This window comes from Nocardia wallacei (assembly GCF_029869545.1).
Lineage (GTDB): Bacteria > Actinomycetota > Actinomycetes > Mycobacteriales > Mycobacteriaceae > Nocardia > Nocardia wallacei_A.
Map to the genome: position 1 here is coordinate 26403 of NZ_JARWQD010000113.1, position 24891 is coordinate 51293.

Consider the following 24891-nt stretch of genomic DNA (forward strand, 5'->3'; position numbering starts at 1 on the left):
AACACGTCCGTTGTCCAGCTCCATGAATGACTGTCGCGGATTTCATTCGCCCGAACAACCCCGACGGCGGTCGGGGTATGCATGCGGGCGGGTGTATGTAGGAGGCGGGGATGCATGCGGGGCGGGTGTATGTAAGAGGCGGGGATGTATGTAAAGGGCGGGATGTGTGCGGGCGGCGCGGATGCATGTGGGCGGGGTGTCCATGCGAGAGACCGGACATGCATGCGGGCGCGGCGCCCACGCAAGAGACCGGACACTCATGCGGGCGCGGTGTCCCATGCGAGAGACCGGACACGCATGCGGGCGCGGCGCCCACGCAAGAGACCGGACATGCATGCGGGCGGTGGACATGGATCGTGCGGGGCGTGTACAGGAGATCGCCGAGACGACGGCTCTGATGTTCGGGCGTGGGTGTATGCATCGCGCTGGGCGTGTGGATCGCGTGAGAAGCACGCGCCGGGATTGTGCAGGGTGGCGCGCGTCGGGTGGCTGGGACCGCGAACAGTGGCGTGGTTCAGGCGGGTTCGTTGGTTATGGTGATGGTGGTCCAGCCGCCGACGTGGATGCGGTCGCCGTTGTGTAGGGGGATCGGGGTGTTCGGGGGGATCGGGTCGTCGCTGCCGTTGAGGCTGGTGCCGTTGGTGGATCCGAGGTCGGTGACGGTGAGGCCGTCGTCGTCGAGGTGCAGGCGGGCGTGGGAGCGGGAGACGCCGATGTCGACCGGGGCGATGCCGAGGTCGATCTCCGGGAGCAGGCCCTGCGAGACGCTGCGCTTGCCGATCAGGAAGTCGTTGCCGTGCAGCACGATTCGCCGATCCCGGTAGTAGTCCGGGAATTCGACGCGGTCCGCGTCGGGGCCCTTGCGGTTCAGCATCCGCTCGTACAGGTCTCGGTCCGCTACTACGGTAGCGACCCAGACCGATTGCCGCACCACGGATTCGGGACCCGCGACAGCCGGACCGGCCACCCGCTCGGACGGGGCGGGCAGCGCCGAATCATGGCCGCACACTTCGCAGAACCGTCCGGAAATCGTTGCGGCACAGGCCGGGCACCGGCTCTCAGGTTCCACTGCGGACACTTCCGCATCCAGGGTGCTGCCGCACACCTCGCAATAGTCGGTGGCCGTGGTGGAGTGACCCTCGGGACAGGTCGCCATCATACCGCTCCCTCCTCACGGGGCAACCAGCGCAAAGCCGTCGGGCCGTTCACGACTCCTCCTTGCGCACCCGGGCCGTCTTCGTCGACCGCGCATCGAGGGCGCGCTCGTCGAACTCGTCGACGCCGCGGCGCAGGCGCACGGTGCCGGTGCGGTCGTCGACCTCGACGACATTGCGCAAAAGCTTTGCGGTGCCTTCGTTTCCGGACTCCTCGGCGAGTTCCACCGCGCGCTGTAGCTTCGCGGTCGCGGTCGCGTCGTCCCCCTCCCGGCGTGCGGCCAATCCCTCCTGCACCGCCTCGGCCAGTTCGGCCTGGCCGGTGTAGTGGGCGACGCGGCGATTGATACGCGTGGACAGTTCGGTGTCGGTGGTCCACACGGCCTTCACCAACCCCTGGCCGACCACCTCGCCGCCCGCGACCACGCCGATGCGGGCGGCCAGCTTCTCCCGGCCGGGCGCGGCGGGTTCGACCCGGACCTGGACGTGATAGTCGCGCTCCTCCGCCGCCCAGGAACCGAGGGGATACTCCCCCACCTGCGGCCTCGACTCGGTGCGGCGGCCGGTCAGGTCCTGGATGGCGGGCGCCACCTGCTTGACGAACTCCACCCGGGCCCCGACCGGCGTCCAGATCCGCAGCGTCAGTTCCGGGACCGTCTTCGCCATCGATCCGCGCATCATCGCCCGGAAGTCGTCGGTCAGCTCGGCACCGGACCGCACCACATCGAGCGTGCCGAGCATGCCGGATTCGATGGCGCGCAGCTCCTGCACCAGGTAATCCTTGCCGACGCCGCGGATGTCGCAGGTGAAATGCCCCTGCGACCGGGCGATCTCGGACTGCAGCTGCTCCTGCGACTCGTGCTCGTTCTTGCCGTCGGTCAGCAGGATGGCGTGCACGACCGCCTCGGGATGCTGCATCGCCACCTGCCGGGCGACGCCCAGCCAGGTCCCCATCGCGGTGCCGCCGTAGGGCCGCAGCCTGTCGAGCGCATGCCGTGCGGCCGAACGGGATTCACGATCCGCCCGCTGCAGCGGGCCGCGCCGGGGAAATACCACCTCGCCCTCGTGCGTGCCCTTCACGATCGCGAACAGCGTGCCGTCGGGCATCTCGTCGAGCGCGGCGAGGGTCGCGCGCCGCGCGCCGTCGAACCGGTCACCCGCCCCCATCGACCCCGAGCAGTCGATGACGATGATCTCGACGCGTTCCGAGGGCGCGGCGGCCACCGCGAAACCGGCGCCGGTCGCGACCGTGACGACGGCGTCGAGAGTGCCCGCCCCCGCGGCCAGATAGGGATTGTGGTCCACGACGACCGAAATGCCCTGGCCCGCCGCCGGTTCGGCCGAACTCACCGCGCACCTCCCGCGGGTATCGAGGCGAGGGCCACGGTGATGTTGTCGCTGCCCCCGCCGTGCAGTGCGACCTCGACCAGATCACGCGCGGACTGCAGCGGGGCCTTCGCGGTCGCGACGGCTGCCAGGCCGACGGGATCGGGCAGGTAGTTCCACAGCCCGTCGCTGCACAGCAGCAGCGCGCCCGGACCGCGCACCCGCAGCGTGCGCACGGCCGTATCGGCGGGGACATGATCGGAATCGACACCGAGCCAGCGCATCAGCGCGTGCGCCCGCGGATCCCGCATCGCGGTCTCCTCGTCCAGACCGCCCGCGTCGATCAGCAGTTGCGCGTAGGAGTCGTCGGCGGTCAGTCGCTGCGACGCCACCGCGTCGCCGGGTCCGTCGCCGCGCAGCCAATAGGCCCTGCTGTCACCGACATTCGTCACGGTGATCTCGAATTCGCCGTTGCCGCAGCCGCGCAGCACCGCCGAGACGTAGGTGCACGAGGGGGCATGCCCGGCGGCGATCGACACCCCGCGCACGGCCTCGAACGCGACTTCCAGGCCGTCGATCACGGCCTCGGCGGCGGTGCGGTCCGCGGCCAGCGCGGCCAGGCAGGCGTCGACGCCGGTGCGGACGGCCGTGCCCGAGGCCACCTGCGGATCCTCCGAGGTCGAGACGCCGTCGCTCACCGCGATCACGATCGTGGGGCCCGACGCGTCGTCGAGGACGGCGGCGGCCACCGCATCCTCGTTGCGCGCGTGCGCGATTCCGCGGTCGGTGATCAGCTGCACCACGCCCAGATCGGCCTCGGCGCGATCGGGCGGACGGTGCCGGGCGCCGCAGCTCGCGCAGTAGCGGTCGTCGTCGAAATCCGTTGCCCCGCACTGGTCGCAGACGGCCGCGGGCTCGACGGTGAGGTCGGGCAGCGCCGCCCGCCGGACGGCCAGCTCCCGCCCGCACCCCTCACAGAACCGATCGGCCGCACCGATCCGCTGCCCACACCCCGGACAATGCAACCCGGTCACCAAGTCACTCACAACTCCCCACCCTTCCCGGCACGCATGCCTCCACTCCCATTCCCGACACGCCCGCCCTCATCCCCGATCCCGGCACGCCCGCCCCCTCCGTTCCCGACACGCTCGCCCCACCTCCATTCCCGGCACGCCCCCTCCCGTTGTCGGCACGCCCGCCCCACGCCCGTTCCCGGCACGCCCACCCCATGCCTGTTCCCGGCAAACTCGCCCCACCTCCATTCCCGGCACGCTCGCCCCACCTCCGTTCCCGGCACGCTTTTGGCCGGGAACTGCTGCAGCACCGTGGATTCCGGCCAAGAGCACGCCGGAAAGGCGAGCGCACCGTGCGTGGGGCAAGGTTCGCCTGGTCATAATGCGGACCTCGGGCGGATTGCGTTGGCGCGGTCCACCAGGTCGAAACGGGCCCACATGTCGTCGGTCTCGTGGGCGAGGTCGCGCAGGCAGCGGTCCAGCGCGGTGCGTACGCCGGACGGGTCGAGCCGGTGGCCAAGCAGCGGATCCGACGATTCGGGGGTGTGTCCCGCGGACAGCCACCGCAGGGCGGGCTCGAGGACCCGCATGCGCACCAGGGCCGCACGGCTTTTCGATTCGATGGCGATCCCTTCGGTCCGGCTACCGCAGTCGCGCAGCAGCGCCTCGGTGAGGTCGGCCGGATCGCGGCCGGTGAGCAGCGTGTGCACGGCGGCGATGCGCGCCTCTGTGTACAGCGCCGAGGCGGGGTCGACCTGGTCGAGCACGGCGACGGCACGGTCTCGGTCGCCCGTCGCGCGGCACAGCCGGGCCAGGCCGAATGCGGCGGCGACGAATCCGCGATCGGTCCGCCACACGGTCTCGTAATACCGCATGGCACGGGCGGTTTCGGCATCGTTCCCGGCGCGCGCCAGTTCGGCGGCCGCCGCCAACGCCAGCTTGGGTGCGGACTCTCCCGGCAGCGCCTGATACACGGCGTCGAATTCGGCCGCGGCGGAGGCGAAATCGGACGCCAGCAGCTGGGTCATCCCCCGGTACCAGGCCAGCCGCCAATCGTCGCCCAGGATGTCGGCCAGCTCCTCGATGCGACGCCGGGCATCGGCCGCGTCACCGTCCTCGATCGTGGCACGGATCAACCGCAGCGGAATCTCCACCGAGTCCGCCCTGCCGGTGACGACCGAGCGCAGCCCCGCCGCCAGCGCCCGTTCCAGATCGGCCACCGTGCCCCCGGCGGTGGTAGCCAACAGCGCGGCCCCGGTATCGGTGGGATCCACCAGCGGAACCGGCAGTGCGGCAACGATATCGCGCGGACCGGGCGCCGCGTCGACGCTGTGGCCGAAGACGCCGCGCGGCGGCCCGAAGTTCACCGACAGGCCCGGCCGCGGCACCCCGTCGTCGGCGGCGAGCACCTCGCGCAGCACCCCGGTCAGCTGGTCGCCCATCTCCTCGGTGGAGGCGAATCGGGCCTCCGGGTCGGGGTCGGTGGCGCGCAGCAGGAACCGGTACAGCGAATCATGGGTCGCCAGTAGCGGTTCGGTGTCGGGGCCGGGCAGCTCCGCGAAGAAGCCGTCGCGCTGCGGCACCTTCATGATCAGCACCGCGAGCGTGCGGCCGACGGTGTAGACCTCCGTCGCCACGGTCGGCCCGGTCTCGGCGATCTCGGGGGCCTGGTAGCCGATCGTGCCGTAGATGGCGCTGTGGTCGTCGTCCATCGCGATGACCGCGCCCAGATCGATGAGCTTGAGCTGCTCCTCGGTCTGCATCACGTTGTCGGGCTTGAAGTCACAGTAGGCGCGGCCGCGGGCATGCAGGTACCCCAGCGCGGGCAACATCTCCGGGATGTAGGCGATCGCCTGTGCCGCAGGCAGATACGACCCGTCGCTCTCGCGGCGGCGGCGCAGCAGCTGTTTGAGCGAGGTGCCGCCGACGTACTCCATCACGATGTAGCCGACCGTCGCGCCGTCGGCCCCGGCCTGCTCGGCGAAGTTGTGGATCTTCACGATATTCGGATGATCGACCTCGGCCAGGAACCGGCGCTCGGCCTGCGCGGCCGCCTCCGCATCCGGGTCGGCGGCGTTCAGCAGGCCCTTGAGCACGACCGGGCGGCGGTTGACCGGGTGATCGACGGCCAGGTAGATCCAGCCCAGCCCGCCGTGCGCCAGGGCGCCCACCACCTCGTACTGACCGGCGACCAGATCCCCCGGACTCAGCTTCGGGGAGAAGGAGAATCGGGTGCCGCAGTGCGGGCAGAAGCCCTCGGTGCGACCTGGTGTGCCGTCGCGGGCCCGGCCGACCGGGCGATCGCACCTGCCGCAGAACCGCTTGTTCTCCGGAACCCGCGGATCGGCGAGCACCGCGGTGGCCGGGTCGATCCGCTGCACCCGCGGCATCTCGACCATGCCCGCACCGAGGCGCCGCGAGCGGCCCGAGGTGGACCTGGTGCGCACCGATCGGGTGGTGCGAGTGGTCCCGGTCGTCGCCCGGGTCCCCTGCGGCGCCGTGCCGCACGTATCGCAGTACCCCTCGACAATCGTTCCCCCGCAACCGGTTTCGGTGCACTTCATCCCCGCCTCCCCGATTTCTCCGCGATCGCCTGCTGATAGTCCGTAACGGCGCGGGTGACGGCCGCCAGATCACAGGGGCGCCGCGAGAGCAGCCCGCTCGCGATCCGGTGCGACGACAGCACCTCCGGATCCTCGCTGACGCCCAATCGCGCGGCCTTCGACTGGTAGGCGGCGAGGCGTCCGCGCAGTTCGATGCGCCGGTCCAGCAGGCCGCGGGCCAGGGCTTCGTCGGCGGCCGCGGTGGCCGCCGCCGCGTCGATGCGCCGCCGCAGCTCCAGCAGCATGACCGCCGCGCTCAGGGGATTGTCCGGATCGGCGCCCGACAGCGCGGCCAATTCCGTACGCAGCGTGGCCGATTCGTCCGCGTGCACGGGCAGCGGTGCGGTAACGATCTTCGTCTCGGCCTCCGCGCGGGCATCGGCCGCCCGCTCCCACCCGGCCCGCAACGCATCGATGCGGGCCCGCGTTTCGTCGACCGCGGCCTCCCACCTCGCGCTCAGGGCCCGCACTTCGGCCAGTGCCTCGGCCTCCCGCTGGACGCGATCGGCCAATTCCGTGACGCGGGAATCGATATCGCGGTGGGTGAGGGCCAGCGGATCGGTGGCCGACCGGCGCAGCAGATCGGCCACGCCGTCCGCGACCGCGCGCAATTCGACAGTGGCGCCGCCCAATTGGTCCAGCTGGGCCTGCACCGGTGTCAGCCCCGTCAGCACCCGGGTGTTGACGGCATCGACGGCGTCGAGGAATTCCGCGATCACGGGGAACAGGGTCTGCATGCGCTCGACGGTGTCGGCGATGCCGACGAACAGCACATGTTCGCTGGGCCCGGTCAGCGACCGTTGCGCGAGGGGGATGGCGGTCCGCGAGACCTCGTGCGGCCGATCCCGCAGCAGCCGGGTGAGTTCTGCGCGGTCCGTGTCGGCCGGGCGGTGGCGCCGGGCCCGGATGGCCTGCGCGCGATCCAGGATCGCCTGCAGCCGCCCGTAGTCCTCCCACAGCAGATCCAGCTGCTGCCGCACCGACTCCCAGCGCGTCGCGGTCGTCCCGGTGGGCGGGTAGCCGCGCAGCAGGGTGAGGCCGGGATGTTTGTCCAGCTCCAGCAGGGTCGCGGTGATGGCCTCGACTTCGCGGCCCCGCCGGGCTAATTCGCTGTCGATCTCGGCGACGGTCAGCACTCGCATCGGCCTCGCCTACCCCGTGTAGCGCGGAGCCGGGGGTCCCGGGGCGGGCCCGAGCGCGTCGAGGTGCAGGGCGTACAGGCGCTGCCAGCTGCCGTCCGCGCGCAGCCGGTCGAGCACGCCGTTGACGAAGCGGACCAGGTCGGTCTCGCCCTTGGGCACGCCGACCGCGTAGTTCTCGAAACCCAGTCCGTCGCCGACCACCTGCAGGTTGCGGTCCTGCTCGGCCAGCCCGACCAGGATCGGCTCGTCGGTGCTGATCGCATCCACCTGGCCCTGCTGCAACGCCACCAGGCAATCGGTCCACTGGTCGACACCGAGCACCGTCGGGCGATTGGGCAGCGCGAACATCGGCCCCGACGAGGTCGCGCCGAAGGTCACGCACACCCGCCTGCCGCTCAGGTCCGCCAGCCCGCGGATCCCGGAATTGCGCTGCACCAGAATCCGTTGCGCCGCCCGGTAGTAGACGCTGGAGAAGTCGACATCGCGGCGGCGCTCGCAGGTCACGGAGAAGGTCCGGACGACGAGATCCACCTGCCGCTGCTGCAGGGCGGGCAGCCGTTCCGCGGTCGACACCGAGCGCAGCTCGATGCGGTTGGGGTCGCCGAACAGATCGCGCGCGATCTCGCGGGCCAGGTCGATATCGAAGCCCTCCAGCTGCCCGGTCGCCGGGTTGCGGAAGCCGAACAGGTAGGTGTTCTGGTCGACACCGACGGTCACCCGGCCCTTGGCTATGATCCGGCCCAGCGCCGAATCCGGTGGCAGCGCACCGGATCGGGGCGCCGGGCGCAGGCTCGCCTCCGCGTCGCACCCGGTGTCGGGGACGGTCGGCGTCGTGATCTCGCGGGCCTTCGGCGGCAGCGGATTCACCGGGGGCACGGGGCCGGAGCGCGGCACGGCGGCGTCCGCGCCACAACCGGCCAGCATCGCCGCCGCGGCGATCGCCAGCATCGCGCGCGCTGTTCGCCGAAGACCCAGATCACTCACAGGAACTCCTTCAGCCGCGGCCAGAGCCCGGCGACCACGGCCGCGGCCGCGATCACCATCAGCGCCAGTGTGCCCGCGGCGGCGCCGATCCAGGCGTCGCCCGCGTCATCGATCTGGTCGCGCAGCTGCACCCGGGTCCCGTCCAGACCGGCGCGCAGCGAGCCGTCCAGCTCAGCGAAGCGCAGCGCCGACGAGCCGGGCCCGGAGCCGATGGCCTGATCGACCGCGGCCGGATAGTTGGCCGCGTTGTAGTAGTCGAGCTGGCGCTGGTGACCGGCGGTCCACTGGGAGAACTGCTGCTGCATGGGTGAATTCGACGCGGACACGCTCGACAGCTCGTCGCGCAGCCGGGCCGTCTTGGTCTTGAAGTCCTCCTCGGTCTCCCGGGTATCGCCGCGGATGATCAACTCCAGGGTCTCGTCCGTGCGGGCCTGCTGCGCGAGAATCCGCGCCTGCGCCAGGTTTTCGCTGCGCGCGGTGGGACCGCTGCCGCCGGTGTCCACCGCGCCGTGCGAGAAGATGGTGGCGGCCACCAGCCACAGCAGCCCCACCGCGGCCGCCGCGGCACCGGCGACCACGCCGAGGTTGTAGCGGCGGTTGGTGCGCCGCAACAGAATCCGTGACACCACGGCGGCGCCGGCGATGGTCGCCGTCAGCAGGATCAGCGACCACCACGGCAGGCCGGTGATGGCGCGCTGGTCGGCCCACAACGCGGCATGCCGCTGCTCGGTGAGCTGCGCGGCGCTGGGCAGCAGCGAACTCTGCATCAGGCCCGACGCCTCGCGCAGATAGGCCGAGCCGACCGGGAAGCCCTGCCGGTTGTTGGCCCGGGCGGACTCCACCAGACCCGTGTAGGCGGGCAGGTCGGCCGCGATGCGCGCGGCCACCTCGCGGCTGCGCGCATCGCTCGCGCCCGCGGTCGCCGTGGCGAGCGCATCGGCGGCATCCGCCAGCGCCTGCTGGTATTGCCCACGGATCTGCGGAGATTCGATGCCGCCGGACAGGAACGCGGTGGCCGCCGAGGCATCGGCCGCCGACAGCGCCACGTAGAGCCGCTGCGCCGCGTCGGCCAGCGGCTCCGAACGCTGCAGGGCCGCATCGCGCCGAGCGGTCTTGCCGCTCAACTCGTTTGCGCTCGCCAGGCCGGTGACCAGGCACAGCAGCACCGCCGCGAGAGCGATCGCGACGATCGCACCGGGGGTCGTCGCGGCAAAGCGCCGCAACCATTCCGCGCCGTTGCGGACCGTCGCCGGTAGGCGAAGTCCCAAACTCCCTCCCCCATCGTCCTTGTCACCCGAGGCACCGGCGTTCATCCGGCACGGAGAGGCAGCGCGAATACCCTCGGCGTGCCCGGCGGTCGCGCCGGAGTCTCGAACGCGATCGTACGGGAGCGCAATCCGATTCGCTGGTCGATCGCGTCCGCACCGAAACCGATACCGAAAGGCAAGGCGATCGCGACCATTTCGGCCCGCGGCGGGCACGATCGGGCGTAGAGTACCGAGCTGTCTTCCGAGCCCACCGATGCGGCTCGATCCTCTTTTACGAACTGTCAGGGTGAGAGCGATGCCCTTCCTGGATCGCCGCGAGGCCGGCCGACGACTCGTCGAACGCCTGCGCGCCTTTCGCGGTCCGGACACCGTCGTGCTCGGGTTGTCGTGCGGCGGGGTGCCGGTCGCGTTCGAGGTCGCCGCGGCGCTGCGGGTGCCGCTCGACGTCGCGGTGGTGTGCAAGCTCGAGGTGCCGGGTCGGCCGCGGCTGGTCTTCGGCGCCGTCGCCGAATCCGGTGCGCGCGTGGTCGACGACGATCTGGTGGTGCGCGCGTTCATCGCCGCACCGGAACGGGCGCGGGTCGAGCGCCAGGCGCGAGAAACGGTGCTGCGCAACAGCGCTCGGCTGCGGCGCGGCCAGCTGCCGCTGCCGGTCACGGGTCGCACGGTGATCCTCGTCGACGACGGCGTCACGACCGGCAACGCCGCGCGGGCCGCGTGCGAGAGCGCCCGGGCGCGGGGCGCCGCACGGGTGGTCTACGCGGTCCCGGTCGGCTCCTGCCGCCCGGTCCGGGCCCTGGCGAGCTGCGCGGACAACGTGATCTGCCTGGAGACACCGGCGCTGTTCCACACCCTCGGCCAGTGGTACCGCCACTTCGACGAGGTCGGCGAGGAGACGGTGCACGAGCTCCTCGACCGCGCCGCCGCCCAGCTGCGCGACCAGCCACCCACCGAACCCATTCGAACTTCCTGAAACAAGTTCTAGACACATCCGCCAATTTGTCTTACTGTCGAGACATGCATGGCGATGTGTCTCACGCGGCTCGATTCCAGCTCCGCTCCGGGGAAACCTGGCGCGATCCCTGGCCGATGTACACCGCACTGCGCGAGCACGACCCCGTCCACCACGTGATCCCCGAGGGCCGCGAGCACGAGGACTACTACGTGCTGTCGCGCTACGCCGACGTGTACGCGGCCGTGCGCGATCCCGAAACCTTCTCCTCGGCACAGGGTTTGACCGTCGACTACAACAACCTGACCGAAATCGGCCTCGGCGAGAACAGGCCGTTCGTCTTCACCGATCCGCCGGACCACACGCAGTTCCGGCGGCGGGTGGCCAAGGGTTTCACCCCCCGCCAGGTGCAGGAGATCAGCCCGGCCGTCCGGGAATTCGTCGTCGAGCGCATCGAGCGGCTGCGCGCGAACGGCGGCGGCGACATCTCCGCCGAGGTGTTCAAGCCGCTGCCGACGATGGTGGTGGCCCACTATCTCGGTGTGCCGGAGGCGGACCGGGCGAAGTTCGACGAATGGAGCGAGGCCATCGTGGCGGCCTCGGCCACCGGCGGCGTATTGCAGGCGCAGGCCGCGGTGCAGGAGCTGTCGCAGTACTTCGCCGGGCTGATCGAACGCCGCCGCGCCGCACCGGGCGACGACACCGTCTCGCACCTGCTGGCCTCGGGCCTGGCCGCGGACGGCGACGTCGGCGGGGTGCTGCAGGTGCTCGGCTTCGCCTTCACCATGATCACCGGCGGCAACGACACCACCACCGGAAACCTCGGCGGCGCCGTGCAATTACTGACCCAGTACCCGCTTCAGCGGCAGCGCCTGCTCGACGATCCGGACCTCGTCCCCGGGGCCGTCGACGAATTCCTGCGGCTCACCTCGCCGGTGCAGGGGCTGGCGCGCACCACCACCCGCGATGTCGAGATCGAGGGCGTCACCATCCCCGCGGGCCGCCGCGTGCTGCTGCTGTACGCCTCCGCCAACCGCGACGAACGCGAATACGGTTCCGACGCGGCCGAACTCGATGTGACCCGACGCCCGAGGAACATCCTCACCTTCGGCAACGGCAACCATCACTGCCTCGGCGCGGCGGCCGCGCGCATGCAGGCCACCATCGCCCTGCGGGAACTGCTCGCCCGCTGCCCCGATTTCACCGTCGACCTCGACGGGGTGCGCTTCACCGACGGCAGCTACGTGCGCTGGCCGGTCAGCGTGCCCTTCCGGGCGGCCGCATGAATTGGCAGCGCGAACCGCGGTCCATCCAGGCGGCCGAGCGCATCCTCGACGCCGCGGCCCGCCTGTTCGCCGAGCGCGGGGTGGCCGCGACCGGAATGGCCGACATCGCCAAGGCGGCCGGGTGCTCCCGGGCCACGCTGTACCGGTACTTCGACAGCAGACAGGCGGTCCGGCTGGCATTCGTCCATCGCGAGGCGCGGCGGATCGGGACGGCGGTGATGTCGGCGATCGGCGAGATCGACGACCCCGCGGCGCGTCTGGTCGCGGGCGTGCGGGAGGCCCTGCGCCTGGTGCGCGAGGATCCGCTGCTGATCGCGTGGTTCCGGCCCGGCGATGCGGGCCTCACCGGCGAGATCGCGGCGACCTCCGAGGTGATCGGGGCGATCGCGGGCTCGCTGTTCGCCTCGGAAGATCGTTCCGGACAGCAGGATTCGGCCCTCGCGGGCTGGCTGACCCGGATCATCGTGTCGCTGCTCGCGGTCCCGGGCCGAGACGATCACGAGGAACAGGCCATGCTGGAGCGGTTCGTCGCACCGCTGGCCGCGCAGTCGCGGGTGCGGCCCGCCCCGGGCGCAGGTCGCCGGTAGCCCGTCGCCGATGCGGTGGGAGCCCTCCGGGGCTTGCGCGGACGTGCACCGACCCACAAGGGTGGGTGGTATGGATTCGCTGATCATGTCCGCCCGTGATATCGAGTTCCTGCTCTACGAGTGGCTGGACGTGACCGGGCTGACCGCCCGCGAGCGGTATCGGGAACACTCCCGGGAGACCTTCGACCAGCTGCTGCGGCTGAGCAGCGAGCTCGCGGCGAAGTACTTCGCGCCCCACAACCGCGACGGCGACCTGCACGAACCCACCTTCGACGGCGAGAAGGTGCACCTGCTGCCCGCGGTGAAGCAGGCGCTCGACGCGTTCAACGAGGCCGGGCTCGTCGGCGCCGCGATGGACGAGCGGGTGGGCGGGATGCAGCTGCCGCACACCGTGCTCACCGCGTGCATGGCGTGGTTCTACGCCGCCAACGTCGCCACCACCAGCTACGCCATGCTGACCATGGGCAATGCGAATCTGCTGGCCGCGCACGCCTCCGCCGACCAGATCGACCGCTTCGTGCGGCCGATGCTCGACGGCCGCTACTTCGGCACCATGGCGCTGTCGGAGCCGCAGGCCGGTTCCAGCCTGGCCGACATCACCACCCGCGCCGTCCCGCAGGACGACGGCAGCTACCGGCTGTTCGGTCGCAAGATGTGGATCTCCGGTGCCGAGCACGACCTGTCGGAGAACATCGTCCACCTGGTGCTGGCCCGGATCCCCGACGCACCGGTGGGCACCCGGGGGATCTCGCTGTTCATCGTCCCGAAGTACCTTCCCGCCGCGGACGGTTCGGCGGGCGAGCACAACGACATCGTGCTGGCCGGAATCAACCACAAGATGGGCTGGCGCGGAACGGTCAACACCGCACCGGTTTTCGGCGACGGCGCCTTCACCCCCGGCGGACGGCCCGGCGCGGTCGGCTATCTCGTCGGCGAACCCCATCGCGGCCTGTCCTACATGTTCCACATGATGAACGAGGCCCGGCTGGGCGTCGGCCTGGCCGCCACCGCCCTCGGCTACACCGGCTACCTGAAATCGCTGGACTACGCCCGCGGTCGGCCGCAGGGGCGCCCGGTCACGAGCAAGGGCCAGGCCACCCCGCAGGTCCCGATCGTGCGCCACCCGGACGTGCGACGCATGCTGCTGGCGCAGAAGGCCTATGCCGAGGGTGCGCTCGCGCTGCAGCTGTACTGCGGCACCCTGATCGACGAACAGCGCAGCGCCGCAACCGAAGCCGACCATCAGCGCGCCTCGACCCTGCTGCGCGTGCTCACCCCGGTCGCCAAGAGCTGGCCCAGCCAGTGGTGCCTGGTCGCCAACGATCTGGCCATCCAGGTGCACGGCGGCGCCGGTTACACCCGCGATTACGACGTCGAGCAGCACTATCGCGACAACCGGCTCAACCCGATTCACGAAGGGACACACGGCATTCAGAGCCTCGACCTGCTCGGGCGCGCGGTGACCGCCGACAGCGGCGCGGCGCTGACGCTGCTGCTCGAGACCATCGGCGCCACGGTGGCCGCGGCCCGGGCCACCGCAGACGGCGACCTGGGCGACTACGCCGATGCGCTGCAGCAGGCGGCCGGTCGCGTCGCGGCCACCACCGGGATGCTCTGGAAGGATATGAATCCCGATGTGGCGCTGGCGAATTCGTCGGCCTACCTGGAGGCGCTCGGGCATGTGGTGCTGGCCTGGATCTGGCTCGAGCAGGCGGTCGCCGCCCACGGCCGCGGCGGCACCTTCTACGACGGCAAACGCGCGGCGACCCGCTACTTCTTCCGATGGGAACTACCGCGCACCGCACCGCTGTTCGAGTTGCTCGATTCGCTCGACCGCACCACCCTCGATCTCGACGACGCCTGCCTGTGAGCCGTCGCCCGCACTCGATCGGGAATCTCCAGCCCGCCTGACAGATAGAGGATGCGGCCATCGGTTACCCGAGGGAGAACGAGCGCGCCTTCCGGCCCGGTGGGACGGCCGGGATGCCGCTTCCGCGATCACCCTCGCGCGCAGCGTCTTCCTCGCTTGCGACAACACGAAATACATTCGGTGATAGGGTGATACGCATTCAATCCCGCGGTGGCAACGACGCCTGACCGTACCCGTACGGGGCCTCCGGCCCATCCGGTATAGGCGGAACCGATGGATCTTCTCAACCCGATCGATGCAATATTCCTGGCGACCGAATCGCGCGAACATCCGATGCATGTCGGCGGTCTGCAGCTGTTCGAGCCGCCCGCCGACGCCCCGGACGATTTCGTCCGCTCCCTGTACGCGCAGGCGCGGGCGGCGACCGAGGTGCAGCCCCGCTTCCGGCGCCGCCAGCGCCGCATCCTCGGCGGATTCTCCAGTGTGGTCTGGTCGCACGCCGACGATATCGACCTCGGCTATCACCTGCGCCGCTGCGCCCTGCCCGCGCCCGGTGGCGCCACCGAGCTGCTCGACCTGACCGGCCGCCTGCACTCCTCGCTGCTCGACCGGCACCGGCCGCTGTGGGAGGGGCGGCTCATCGAGGGCGTCGCCGGTGGCAGGTTCGCGCTCTACATCAAGGTGCATCACGCGCTGATGGACGGGGTATCGGCGCTGCGGCTGATGCAGCGCACCCTCACCGACGATCCCTACGACACCCGGCTGCGCCCGCCGTGGACGCTCGGCCGCCCGGAACGCGATCCCGAGACGTCCGATGGTTTGTGGGATCAGTTGCGAAAGGCGTTGCCGCGCATAGCGACCGGCGTCGGCGCCTCGGCCTCGGCATTGCGCGCCGTGACCGAGGGCCAGCTCGAACTGCCGCTGTCGGCGCCCCCGACGATGTTCAATGTGCCGATCGGCGGCGCGCGCAGTGTGGCCGTGGGGTCCTGGCCGCTGGAGCGCGTGCACGCCGTCCGCCGCGCGACCGGGACCACGGTCAACGACGTGGTGCTCGCGATGTCGGCGGCGGCGCTGCGCGCCTATCTGCTGGATCACGATGCGCTGCCGGACAAGTCGCTGACCGCGATGGTGCCGGTGAACGTGCGCCGCACGGCCGAGCCGGAGTCCGACGGGAACATGGTGGCGGCGCTGCTGTGCAACCTCGGCACCGACATCGACGATCCGGCGCAGCGGCTGCACACGATCAGCACCTCGATGCGGCGCTCCAAACAGGTGTTCCAGCAACTGCCGCAGCTGGAGGCGATCGCGCTGTCGGCCCTGCTGATGTCCCCGCTCGGCATGACGCTCGTGCCGGGATTCCAGGCACTGCCGCGCGTCCCGTTCAATCTGGTCATCTCGAATGTGCCGGGCCCGCGCAAGCCCGTCTATCTGCAGGGCGCCCGGCTCGACAGCAACTATCCGCTGTCCATCCCCTTCGACGGCCAGGCCGTGAACATCACCGTCACCAATACCGCCGACACCCTGGACTTCGGCCTCGTCGGCTGCCGACGCTCGGTCCCGCACCTGTCCCGCATGATCGACCACCTGGAGACCGGGCTGAAGGAGCTGGAGGTCGCTACGGCATAGGCCCGCGCAGGTGCTCGTCCCCCGGGAACTTGTTGCGGGGCTGCTCGATGATCACGGTCGGCTCGGCGGGGCGGCCCGGCCACGGGCGTTCGGCCAGGACCGGGAACTGACCCGCGTGACCGTGCCGGATCTCCGCTATGCGCAAGACCTTCCGGCGCGTGAGGAACCAGCCGACGACCAGCACCGGGACCACGATCACGACGAACGCCGCGACGGCGGCCCGCTGCACCCTGGTGCCGCTGCATGCCATCAGGACGACCACGCTGGCGAGGAAGATCAGGGCCGCCACACTCGTGTACGGCGTCCCGGGCAGCCGGAACTTCGGGCGGTACGCGATCCCCTGGCGCCAGCGGTACCACAGCCGCAGCTGGCACAGCAGCACCACGGTCCACGACACGATGGTGCCGAGTGCCGCCACGTTCAGCACGATCTCGAAGGCCTGGTCCGGCACCACCGCGTTGAGGCCGACCCCGATCAGCGCGATCGCGCCGGTGGCGAGGATGCCGACGTAGGGCACGCCGCCCGCCGTCATCCGCGTGGCGATGCCGGGGGCGCTGCCGTTCATAGACATCGACCGCAAGATCCGCCCAGTCGAATAAAGGCCCGCGTTCAGGCTGGAGAAGGCGGCCGTCAGCACGATCACGTTCATGATCGATCCCGCCGCGGGCACGCCGAGCCGGGCGAAGAAGGTCACGAACGGGCTCTCGCCGGGCCGAAAGGCCGTGTAGGGCAACAGGAGTCCGAGCAGGATCAGCGAGCCGACGTAGAACAGCGCGATCCGGGCGATGACCGAGTTGATCGCCCGCGGCATGACCTTCTCCGGCTCCTCGGTCTCCCCGGCGGCGATACCGATCAATTCCACTGCCGCATAGGCGAAGACGACGCCCGTGGTCGCGGTTATCAGCGGTAGCGCGCCGGTGGGGAACAGGCCGCCGTGTTCGGCGATCACCCCGACACCGGTGCTGTCGCCCCGAATGGTGAAGCGGCCCACGAGAAATACCGTGCCGACGATCAGAAAGCCGCTCAGCGCAACGACCTTGATCAGGGCCACCCAGAACTCCAGCTCGCCGAACCACCGCACCGAGACCAGATTGGTGCACACCACCACGATCAGGGCGATCAACGCCAGCACCCAGTGCGGGACGACCGACACCGGCTGCCAGTACCGGAAATAGGTGGCGATGGCGGTGATATCGACGATGCCGGTCATGCACCAGTGGAAGAAGTAGGTCCACCCGACCGCGAAAGCCAGCTTCTCGCCGTAGAACTCACGCGCGTAGGAGACGAACGACCCCGCGGACGGGCGATGCAGCACCAGCTCGCCGAGCGCCCGCAGGATGAAGAAGATGAACACCCCGCACACGCCGTACACCAGGAACAGCCCGGGCCCGGCGCCCGCCAGCCGCCCGCCCGCGCCGAGAAACAGCCCGGTCCCGATCACGCCGCCGATCGCGATCATCTGCAACTGCCGGGTGCGCAGGGCTCTGCGATATCCGGCATCCTCGGCATGTAGCGCATCCGCCAGCGCCGACAGCTCCACGGGTCGCCGGGTTGCACTCATGACCAGGCCTAACTGTGAGACAAATCATGTCGCAATGCAATGTACCGTCATGTAGCGGTCCATTCAACAGCGGGAGAGTTCGGCCTGATCAGCAGTGTCGTTCCGCTACTTCCCGGGCGGCGTCACCGCGAACGCGGCCGCCACGTCGTCGAGCATCCGATCGGCCGCCTGCACCCCGATACCCGACATCCAGGTCTCGTCCGGCACCTCGAATACCTTGCCGCCCTTGACCGCTCGCAGATCACGCCAGAGCGGGCCGCTGACGAACCCGGCCTTCTCGGTCTTACCCGGATCGTCGATGGTGGCCACGAAGATGGCATCCGTGTCGGCCTGGTCGACCTGCTCCGGGCTGACCTCCCGCATGATCTTCTTGGGGTCGGTGGACTGCTGCGTAGCCGGTCGCGACAGCCCGATGTCCTGCAGCACGACCCCGCTGAACGAGTTGCTCATGTACAGCCGCGTCGGCCCGGCCAGGAAGCGAACCACCGAGACCGACGGCAGGACCCCGCCGTTCTTCGCGCCGATCGCCGCACCCACGGCGGCCGCGCGGGCCTCGTACCTGCGCAGCGCGTCGGCGGCCCGGTCCTCGAGGCCGAGCGCCTTGCCGTGCACGGCCAGATTGGCTTTCCAAGGGCCACCGGTATTTTCGGTGAACACGGTCGGCGCGATGCCGGACAGCTTGTCGTAGATCCGCTCGTGCCGGATCTTCGACGACAGGATCAGATCGGGACGCAGCGAGGCGATCCGCTCCAGATTCGGCTCCTGCATCGGGCCGACATCCACCACGCCGTCGACCTTTCCGGCCAGGTAGTCGGGGAAGCCGCCGCGAGTCTTGGTGTGCGGCACCACGGCACCGACCGGAGTCATGCCCAGCAGGGTGGCGGAGTCGAGTTCGGCGGTGTCGAGCACCACCACCCGGGTGGGCGGGCGCGGGATCGTCACCTGCCCCATCGGGGTGTCCAGGGTGCGCGGGAAGCTCGCCGGATCGGCGGGCGATACCACCGAACCCGTTGTGGCGGTGTCGTTTCCGCACGCGGCCAGTCCGGCGATGCCGAGTACGGCGGCGGCCGACGCGGCGGCCAGCCGATGCCATCCGCGCAGGCGTGGGCTTCTGGTGGACATGGGTGGTCCTCACTTCCGGTAGATATCCGTCCGGCCGTCCGCGCCGGACGGCGACAGGTGGGTCTCAGGCTCCTTCGGCGACGGCCGACGGAGCGGCGGTATGTCGCGCTGCCCGGCTGCGCGGAATCACCAGCGGCGTACCGGTTTCGGGGTCGGGGATCACCCGGCAGTCGACGCCGAAGACCGTGCGGACCAGTTCGGCGTCGAGCACCTGCGCCGGGGCACCGGCCGCCGCCACCGCGCCGGAGTCCAGCACCACCAGGTGATCGGCGTACCGCGCGGCCTGACCGAGATCGTGCAACACCATGACGACGGTCCGGCCCGCGGTGGCGTGCAGATCCGCGATCAGGTCGAGCACCTCGAGCTGATGGCGCAGGTCCAGGAATGTGGTCGGCTCGTCGAGCAGCAGCAGGTCGGTGTCCTGCGCGAGCGCCAGCGCGATCCAGACCCGCTGGCGCTGCCCGCCGGAGAGCCGGTCGACCTGCTGGCCGCGCAGATCCGAGGTTCCGGTGCGGTGCAGCGCGTCGAGCACGGCCTGTTGGTCGTCGGCCGACCAGGGGCGCAGCAGCCGCTGATGCGGGTACCGGCCCAGTCGCACCAGCGCCTCGACGGTGATCGCCTCCGGCGTGATCGGCTGCTGCGGGAGCAGGCCGAGCCTGCGGGCGAGAGTACGTGCCGACATCCGGTGGATGTCCGCCCCGTCGAGCGTGACGGTGCCCCCGGTCGGCCGCAGCAACCGCGAAAAGCCGCGCAGCAGGGTGGATTTGCCGCAGGCATTGGGGCCCACGATCGCGGTCACCGCGCCGCCGGGCAGCTCCAGATTCATCCCGTCGATCACGGACCGCTCGCCGTAGTTCAGCGCGAGCCCCTGTGCCGCAAGGACATCGGCGCCCTGCCCCGCCGCCTCGAGCCCGTCGCGTTCCCGAATACTCATGCGCTCCTCCGATGGGCCGGACGGCTCTCCCGCAGCATCAGCACCAGCAGCCACGGCGAGCCGATCGTGGCGGTCATGACGCCGACCGGTACCGACGTCGGCAGGGCGTGCGCGGCGACGAGATCGCAGCCGAGCAGCAGCGCCGCCCCGGCCAGCCCGGTGACGATCAGGCCGAGCGCGGTCGGCGGGCCGGTCAGCAACCGCACCAGGTGCGGGACCGCCAGGGCGACGAAGGCGATCGGCCCGGCGAGCGCGGCCGCGAACGCCGCCAGCGCAACCGCGGTCAGCAGCAGGCGAATTCGCGCCGACGACGCCGAAATACCCAGCGCCCCAGCCGATTCGTCACCCAGGTCCAACACCGCCAGCGTGCGGTACTGCACGCACACCAGCGCCAGCACGAGCACGCCGCCCACCGCGGCGACCTGCACCTCGGGCCAGGTCCGGCCGTAGAGCGACCCGGTGGTCCACTGCATCGCCGAGGAGGCCAGCTCCCGGGGAAACCGCACCACGAACAGGTTCACCGTGGCGGCCAGCCCGGCCTGCACGGCGAGGCCGACGAGTACCAGGCGGGTGACCGGCAGACCCGCCCGGCGGCCCAGCATCGCGAGCAGCACCCCGGCGAACAGCCCACCGGCGAGCGCCGCGAACGGGATCAGCCGCTGCCCCGCGCCGAGGGCGAGAACCAGCACCGCCCCCAGGGACGCGCCGCCGGTGACGCCCATGACATCCGGTGAGGCCAGCGGGTTTCGGAACAGCCGCTGCAGGACGGCACCGGCGACCGCCAGGCCCGCGCCCGCGATCAGCCCGGCCACCAGGCGCGGTGCGCGGAACTGCTGGACGACGTACACGGTTCCGGAGTCGCCGAGGCCGAACGCGGCGCGCAGGGCGGCGCCGACCGGCACGGCCATCTCCCCGACCGACAGCGCGAGCGCCGCGAGCACCGCCGCCGCGACCACGCACCCCACGCCGAGCAGCATCGTGTTCCGGCGGCGCCTGCCATCCAGATTCGCCGGTATATCCTTGCCGGACAATGCCTTTCGCGTTCCGAGTGCGGTCGTACTCATCGCCCCGCCCCGCGCCGCGCCAGCACCACCAGCAGCGGCGCACCGAGGAAGGCGGTGATGATGCCGACCTCGACCTCCGACGGGCGCGCCACCATCCGTCCCGCGATATCGGCCGCCAGCAGCAACACCGGACCCGCGATCAGACATCCGGGGATCAGCAGCCGGTGATCGCTGCCGACCAGCAGTCGCACCAGATGCGGTGCCGCCAATCCGATGAACGATATGGGTCCCGCGATGGCCACCGCCGACCCGGCCAGCAGCACCACCGCCGCCATTGCGGCGAAGCGGATGCGCGCGACGGGCATACCGAGCGCGGTCGCCGCCTCGTCCCCCAGGGCCAGGGCGTTCAACGCGGGCCCGACCGCGAGGGCGATGATCGCGCCGAGGATCAGCGTCGGCAGCATCGGCGTCAGCACGTCGAGCCCGCGCCCGGCGATCGAACCGGCCAGCCAGAATCGGGCCTCGTCCAATGTGCGCTCGCTGAACAGCAATACCGCCGACGTCCAGGAGACGAGCAACAGCTGCAGCACGGTGCCGCCGAGAACCAGCCGGACCGGATCGAGATCGCCCGCCCGCCGCCCGAGCGCGAGGGTGAACGCCGCCGCTCCGGCCGCACCGGCGAAGGCGAAGCCCACGTACTGCACCGGATGGGTCAGTCGCAGCGCGAAGATCGCGACGACCACGGCGAGCCCGGCACCGGCGTTGATGCCGAGGGTCGTCGGCGCGGCGAGCGGATTGCGGGTAATTCCCTGCACCACGGCACCGGCGAGTCCGAGGGCCGCGCCGATCACCAGGCCGATCAGGGTCCGGGGCCAGCGCAGACCGGTGACCACCAGCGCGTCCCGCCCGCTGCCGAGCCCGAGCAGCGACTCGACCACCGTCGGCACGGGCACCGAGCGCGCGCCGAGGGCCAGGCTGAGCACCACGCACAGCAGCAATGCGGCAAACCCGACGCCCAGCACCGGTATGCGGAGCCACCACCGCACGGTGTCGGCCGAGTCTGTCGAGGTCACGGGGCGAGAGCTTAAGTTAGCCCTACCTAATCCTGTCAACGGCTTCATGCTGGACGACCGCCCAGATAATTAGCGGCAGCAACGTTTTCGGCAGGCGAAGATGTGCTGCCTCGCCGCCGCGGCGGCGGCTCGGATCGGGCGCCGCCGACGCAGTGCCGCGGCACTGTCGGGACCCGCCCCTGCCGCACCGGCGACGTCGACCGCCCGTGCGCGATGCCGACCATTTGCCACGGTCGACCCAGCCGCGTCCGACGGCCCGTGCGGCCCAGGCCCTCGAAACAGTGGACCGAGCAGCGCGCGACCCCGAGCCTGTTTGCGCTCCAAGAGCTTTCGACGACCCGGCCCGGAAGCCGAGCCGGGCGCCCGCGCATTCGCGACGCTGCCCGGCTCGCCGTGACGGAGGTTCGCCGGGCGCCGCACGATATGTCCGAAATTCGGCACCGGCGATCGCCGGGACCGCCGCCCGCCCGGGCTCCCGGCCCGCACCTCCCGCGGCCTTCCCGCCGCGGCGATCCCGGCTCGAACGATCGCATTTCGGCGCCCACATCTCGCGCGGCGACGGCGGATCCGCGCGCGGCCGCGCGGCTCAAACTGTGATTACTCTCTCTCAGGAATCTCACAGATTCGCCGCCGCCCGAGTCTGTCGGCGCGGATATCCGCCGCGCGGACGATACGGTGACGACCGCACCGCGACACCGAGGAGGCACCTTGTGATCACACACGTCAGCCACGCGGTCATGTACGTCGCCGACCAAGCGGCATCGCTGCGGTTCTACACCGAGCAGCTGGGTTTCGAGCTGCTCCGCGACGAGGAGATGTTCCCCGGCGCCCGGTGGATCGAGGTCGTTCCACCGGGCGCGCGGACCTCGATCGTCCTGTCGGCCGCCGCGACCTTCGACAAGAAGCCCGGCGAGGGCGCCTATCTGCACTTCGCATGCGACGACATCCACGCCACCCGAGCGCAATTGGCCGCGGCGGGCGTGGCGGTCACCGACGTGACCACCGAGCCCTGGGGCACCTACATCCAGGCCACCGACCCGGACGGCCACCAGGTCATGATCACCGGAACCTAGCGCCACTACTTCGCGGGTTTGAAAGGCTCGTTGATCGTCGTGAAGTACTGCGTCAGCGCGGCGATGGCGACCGGGGCCGTCACGAACAGCTGCCCGGCCACGGTGCCCAGCGCGCCGATCGCGATGATGCCGCCGAGGCAGCCGACCGCGGCGGCGGGAATGAACGGGCCGAACATTCCGACGATGGTGGCCGCGGCGACCGTCGCACCGGCGATACCGCCGAGCACACAGCCGACGGCGGCGCCGCCGAGCCCGCCGACGACGGTGCCGATGGTGGCGCCGGTGGCGACCGTATCCTTCAATCGGGTGAACGCGTCGACCTCGCGGTCGTAGGGCGTCTTCCAGGGCGCCTGGTCCTCGAAGGGCAGGGCGACCGGCTGATAGACCGCGTGCTCGACATCGAACTGCGGCGTCAGCCGCGCGGTGCGGTCGGTGATCTCGGCGGCGATCGGAAAGACGAAATCGTCTACGCGGAAACGGAGTTCGGTGCCCGCGACGGTGGTGCCGTCGGCCGCCTTGATCTTGAAGGTCCCGTCCTCGTCGACCAGCGAACCGGAGTCGGTCCGGATGACGGTCGAGGTGCCGTCGACCGACGCGGCGTAGTTCACCACGCCGTCGTTCGCTGCCGGCGCGGCGTGGACGGCACCGGCGGTGATGCCCAGGGCAGCGGTCAACAACGCCGACACGGCGGCGAACTTGCTCAGCATTCCTTCTTCCTCACTCAACGGTGACCCAATTATGTGACGCTATTCAACGGTACATAAATTAACGGGCCTTTGTCTAATGTTCAGATGCTGTTCACCCAGACCGGCGCGCACGCACCGTACCGGCACCGGGGCCGAACCGTCACGGCGCGGAGTCGTACTGTCTGGGAAGTATTCGCCGGACGAAAGGGATCGATGGTGCAGGCCGACTGGCCCGACCTCCGCAAGCGGTGCGTGATCACCGAGGACGAGGCCATCCTCGCGCTGAACAAACCCGCCGGGATCTCGGTGACCGGCGAGCGCCACGACACCGACATCGTGGAACTCGCGGCCGCGCACGACGAGCGCCTGTATCCGGTGCACCGCATCGACAAGGTGACCTCGGGCCTGGTGCTGCTGGCGAAGGACCTCGGCGCGCACGGGCAGCTCACCCGGCAGTTCAACAAGCGGACCGTGGACAAGACCTATCTGGCGGTCACCGCGTCGACCGGGCTGCCCGACCACGGCGTCATCGACCTGCCACTCGGCGTCGGCCGCAAGAACCGGGTGCGCATCGCCGCGCCCCGCGACAGCATCGTCCGCGACGGCGACACCTGGCGCGTCGACGAGCGAGATCTGTTGGCGGGCAAGAACTATCCGTCGCGCACCGAATTCACCACCCTGCTGCGCGCCGAGGCCGCCACGGTGCTGGCGGTCCGGCCGATCACCGGCCGGCGCCACCAGATCCGCGTGCACCTGGCCTGGATCGGGCACGCCATCGCCGGTGACCCGCTGTACGACAAGTCCGGCGCCTGCTCGCGCACACACCTGCACTCGTGGCGGCTACGCCTCGAGGCGCCCTGGCGTACTCCCGCCGATCTGGCGCTGGAAGCCCCACCGGGACAGGACTTCTGGACGATCGGCGCGACACCGCTCACCGACGACCCGGCCGCCCTGCTGAGCGGCCGGTAGACGCGGCTCAGCTCCCGGGTGCGGGCAGGTCGAAGCTGATCACGACCTGCGGCTGTACGTCACGCTCCACGAGCTCGACGGTGCCACCGGGCGGGATCAGGGAGGCGCCGCCGCCACCACCGCCCGGGGGGACGGCCGGATCGCCGCGTCCGTCGTCGCCCTGGCCACCGATCGCGCCGCCGCCACCGCCGCGCCACCCGGCGCCGCCGCCACCACCGCCGCCGACCGCGCCGGTCCCGGCGAGCCCGCCGCCTCCCGAGCCGCCGTAGCCGGGTCCGCCGTCACCGCCGGAATGGGAGATGCTGCCCGCGAAGACGTCCTTGCCGCCGCCCGGGGCGAGCGGCGTCGCCGGTCCACCGGCCGCTCCCCCGCGCGCACCGGCGCCGGGGAGTCCGGCGTCACCGCCGGGCGACTGCTGGCCGTCCCAGCTGGCCGCGCCACCGCCGCCACCGGCCGCGGTCGCCAGTTCGGTCGTGCCCGGCACGGTGCTCGGCGGGGTCGTGACGCCGCTGTCGAGCCGCACCGACGAGAGCCCACCGCCGTTGCCGCCCATCACATTCGGTTCGGCGGCCGGGTCGGCGCCGGGGGCCCCGCGCGGCCGGGGGCCCCCCCGGGCGCCGGGGGGGAGTAAGAAAAAAGAGCCCCCCCGCCCCAGTAA

At 70.9% G+C, this 24891-nt stretch carries 21 protein-coding genes; 7 read left to right on the top strand and 14 right to left on the bottom strand.

Annotated elements, in window-relative coordinates:
* Positions 1–514 precede the first annotated feature (514 nt).
* The 7 genes from QH290_RS08425 to QH290_RS08455 all read right to left on the bottom strand — a co-directional run bounded on the left by QH290_RS08425 (position 515) and on the right by QH290_RS08455 (position 9490).
* The gene (locus QH290_RS08425; protein ID WP_280382474.1) at positions 515–1159 is read right to left on the bottom strand and encodes a double zinc ribbon and FHA domain-containing protein; all 645 of its coding nucleotides are present in this window, start codon (positions 1157–1159) and stop codon (positions 515–517) included.
* Positions 1160–1205: 46 nt separating this feature from the next.
* Positions 1206–2504, bottom strand: coding sequence for a vWA domain-containing protein (locus QH290_RS08430; protein WP_280382475.1), 1299 nt, complete (start codon positions 2502–2504; stop codon positions 1206–1208).
* Positions 2501–3526, bottom strand: coding sequence for a PP2C family protein-serine/threonine phosphatase (locus QH290_RS08435; RefSeq protein ID WP_280382476.1), 1026 nt, complete (start codon positions 3524–3526; stop codon positions 2501–2503). Before QH290_RS08435 ends, QH290_RS08430 begins: the two co-directional genes overlap by 4 nt.
* 344 nt (positions 3527–3870) lie before the next feature.
* A complete protein-coding gene (locus tag QH290_RS08440) occupies positions 3871–5940 on the bottom strand; it encodes a serine/threonine-protein kinase (RefSeq protein ID WP_425303571.1) in 2070 nt (689 codons plus the stop codon).
* A 113-nt stretch (positions 5941–6053) separates the two neighbouring features.
* Positions 6054–7238 carry a hypothetical protein gene (locus QH290_RS08445; RefSeq protein ID WP_280382478.1) on the bottom strand — a complete coding sequence of 395 codons (1185 nt, stop codon included), beginning with the start codon at positions 7236–7238 and terminating at the stop codon, positions 6054–6056.
* A gap of 9 nt (positions 7239–7247) precedes the next feature.
* A complete protein-coding gene (locus QH290_RS08450) occupies positions 7248–8213 on the bottom strand; it encodes a glutamate ABC transporter substrate-binding protein (protein WP_425303574.1) in 966 nt (321 codons plus the stop codon).
* A gap of 5 nt (positions 8214–8218) precedes the next feature.
* Positions 8219–9490: a hypothetical protein gene (locus QH290_RS08455; protein ID WP_280382479.1), complete on the bottom strand. Its 1272-nt coding sequence runs from the start codon at positions 9488–9490 to the stop codon at positions 8219–8221.
* A gap of 295 nt (positions 9491–9785) precedes the next feature.
* Between QH290_RS08455 and QH290_RS08460 the strand changes: the two genes are divergently transcribed.
* The 5 genes from QH290_RS08460 (at position 9786) to QH290_RS08480 (ending at position 15811) form a co-directional block, all read left to right on the top strand.
* Positions 9786–10463: a phosphoribosyltransferase gene (locus QH290_RS08460; protein WP_280268113.1), complete on the top strand. Its 678-nt coding sequence runs from the start codon at positions 9786–9788 to the stop codon at positions 10461–10463.
* Positions 10464–10507: 44 nt separating this feature from the next.
* Positions 10508–11728, top strand: a complete 1221-nt coding sequence (locus QH290_RS08465; RefSeq protein WP_280382480.1) for a cytochrome P450 — start codon at positions 10508–10510, stop codon at positions 11726–11728.
* A complete protein-coding gene (locus tag QH290_RS08470; protein WP_280382481.1) occupies positions 11725–12315 on the top strand; it encodes a TetR/AcrR family transcriptional regulator in 591 nt (196 codons plus the stop codon). The genes QH290_RS08465 and QH290_RS08470 overlap by 4 nt, the downstream gene beginning before the upstream one ends.
* Positions 12316–12385: 70 nt before the next feature.
* Positions 12386–14185, top strand: coding sequence for an acyl-CoA dehydrogenase (locus QH290_RS08475; RefSeq protein WP_280268110.1), 1800 nt, complete (start codon positions 12386–12388; stop codon positions 14183–14185).
* A gap of 273 nt (positions 14186–14458) precedes the next feature.
* Positions 14459–15811, top strand: coding sequence for a WS/DGAT/MGAT family O-acyltransferase (locus tag QH290_RS08480; RefSeq protein WP_280268109.1), 1353 nt, complete (start codon positions 14459–14461; stop codon positions 15809–15811).
* Here the strand turns inward: QH290_RS08480 and QH290_RS08485 are convergent.
* The 5 genes from QH290_RS08485 to QH290_RS08505 all read right to left on the bottom strand — a co-directional run bounded on the left by QH290_RS08485 (position 15801) and on the right by QH290_RS08505 (position 21505).
* Positions 15801–17372: an amino acid permease gene (locus tag QH290_RS08485; RefSeq protein ID WP_280268108.1), complete on the bottom strand. Its 1572-nt coding sequence runs from the start codon at positions 17370–17372 to the stop codon at positions 15801–15803. The two genes, QH290_RS08480 and QH290_RS08485, sit on opposite strands and share 11 nt — an antisense overlap.
* 105 nt (positions 17373–17477) lie before the next feature.
* Complete coding sequence (locus QH290_RS08490; protein ID WP_280268107.1) at positions 17478–18494, bottom strand: ABC transporter substrate-binding protein; 1017 nt, start codon at positions 18492–18494, stop codon at positions 17478–17480.
* Positions 18495–18558: 64 nt separating this feature from the next.
* Positions 18559–19428 (bottom strand): ABC transporter ATP-binding protein, encoded by an 870-nt coding sequence (locus QH290_RS08495; protein ID WP_280268106.1) that lies wholly within the window; start codon positions 19426–19428, stop codon positions 18559–18561.
* Positions 19425–20492, bottom strand: a complete 1068-nt coding sequence (locus QH290_RS08500; RefSeq protein ID WP_280268105.1) for a FecCD family ABC transporter permease — start codon at positions 20490–20492, stop codon at positions 19425–19427. The genes QH290_RS08495 and QH290_RS08500 overlap by 4 nt, the downstream gene beginning before the upstream one ends.
* The gene (locus tag QH290_RS08505) at positions 20489–21505 is read right to left on the bottom strand and encodes a FecCD family ABC transporter permease (protein WP_280268104.1); all 1017 of its coding nucleotides are present in this window, start codon (positions 21503–21505) and stop codon (positions 20489–20491) included. Before QH290_RS08505 ends, QH290_RS08500 begins: the two co-directional genes overlap by 4 nt.
* 710 nt (positions 21506–22215) lie before the next feature.
* Between QH290_RS08505 and QH290_RS08510 the strand changes: the two genes are divergently transcribed.
* Complete coding sequence (locus QH290_RS08510; RefSeq protein ID WP_280268103.1) at positions 22216–22578, top strand: VOC family protein; 363 nt, start codon at positions 22216–22218, stop codon at positions 22576–22578.
* Positions 22579–22583: 5 nt separating this feature from the next.
* Here QH290_RS08510 and QH290_RS08515 read toward each other — a convergent pair whose 3' ends face one another.
* Positions 22584–23285 carry a DUF8020 domain-containing protein gene (locus QH290_RS08515; RefSeq protein ID WP_280268102.1) on the bottom strand — a complete coding sequence of 234 codons (702 nt, stop codon included), beginning with the start codon at positions 23283–23285 and terminating at the stop codon, positions 22584–22586.
* A 192-nt stretch (positions 23286–23477) separates the two neighbouring features.
* Here QH290_RS08515 and QH290_RS08520 point away from each other — a divergent pair, with 192 nt between their 5' ends.
* Positions 23478–24233, top strand: coding sequence for an RluA family pseudouridine synthase (locus QH290_RS08520; RefSeq protein ID WP_280268101.1), 756 nt, complete (start codon positions 23478–23480; stop codon positions 24231–24233).
* A 7-nt stretch (positions 24234–24240) separates the two neighbouring features.
* Here the strand turns inward: QH290_RS08520 and QH290_RS08525 are convergent, their stop codons facing one another.
* Positions 24241–24786, bottom strand: a complete 546-nt coding sequence (locus QH290_RS08525) for a hypothetical protein (RefSeq protein WP_280382482.1) — start codon at positions 24784–24786, stop codon at positions 24241–24243.
* Between the last annotated feature and the right edge of the window lie 105 nt (positions 24787–24891).

Coding starts and splice junctions, on each gene's coding strand:
- QH290_RS08515 (WP_280268102.1), bottom strand. CDS start 23,285: ATGCTGAGCAAGTTCGCCGCCGTGTCGGCGTTGTTGACCGCTGCCCTG.
- QH290_RS08480 (WP_280268109.1), top strand. CDS start 14,459: ATGGATCTTCTCAACCCGATCGATGCAATATTCCTGGCGACCGAATCG.
- QH290_RS08475 (WP_280268110.1), top strand. CDS start 12,386: ATGGATTCGCTGATCATGTCCGCCCGTGATATCGAGTTCCTGCTCTAC.
- QH290_RS08425 (WP_280382474.1), bottom strand. CDS start 1,159: ATGATGGCGACCTGTCCCGAGGGTCACTCCACCACGGCCACCGACTAT.
- QH290_RS08460 (WP_280268113.1), top strand. CDS start 9,786: ATGCCCTTCCTGGATCGCCGCGAGGCCGGCCGACGACTCGTCGAACGC.
- QH290_RS08500 (WP_280268105.1), bottom strand. CDS start 20,492: ATGAGTACGACCGCACTCGGAACGCGAAAGGCATTGTCCGGCAAGGAT.
- QH290_RS08465 (WP_280382480.1), top strand. CDS start 10,508: ATGCATGGCGATGTGTCTCACGCGGCTCGATTCCAGCTCCGCTCCGGG.
- QH290_RS08495 (WP_280268106.1), bottom strand. CDS start 19,428: ATGAGTATTCGGGAACGCGACGGGCTCGAGGCGGCGGGGCAGGGCGCC.
- QH290_RS08520 (WP_280268101.1), top strand. CDS start 23,478: ATGGTGCAGGCCGACTGGCCCGACCTCCGCAAGCGGTGCGTGATCACC.
- QH290_RS08445 (WP_280382478.1), bottom strand. CDS start 7,238: ATGCGAGTGCTGACCGTCGCCGAGATCGACAGCGAATTAGCCCGGCGG.
- QH290_RS08470 (WP_280382481.1), top strand. CDS start 11,725: ATGAATTGGCAGCGCGAACCGCGGTCCATCCAGGCGGCCGAGCGCATC.
- QH290_RS08490 (WP_280268107.1), bottom strand. CDS start 18,494: ATGTCCACCAGAAGCCCACGCCTGCGCGGATGGCATCGGCTGGCCGCC.
- QH290_RS08485 (WP_280268108.1), bottom strand. CDS start 17,372: ATGAGTGCAACCCGGCGACCCGTGGAGCTGTCGGCGCTGGCGGATGCG.
- QH290_RS08525 (WP_280382482.1), bottom strand. CDS start 24,786: ATGGGCGGCAACGGCGGTGGGCTCTCGTCGGTGCGGCTCGACAGCGGC.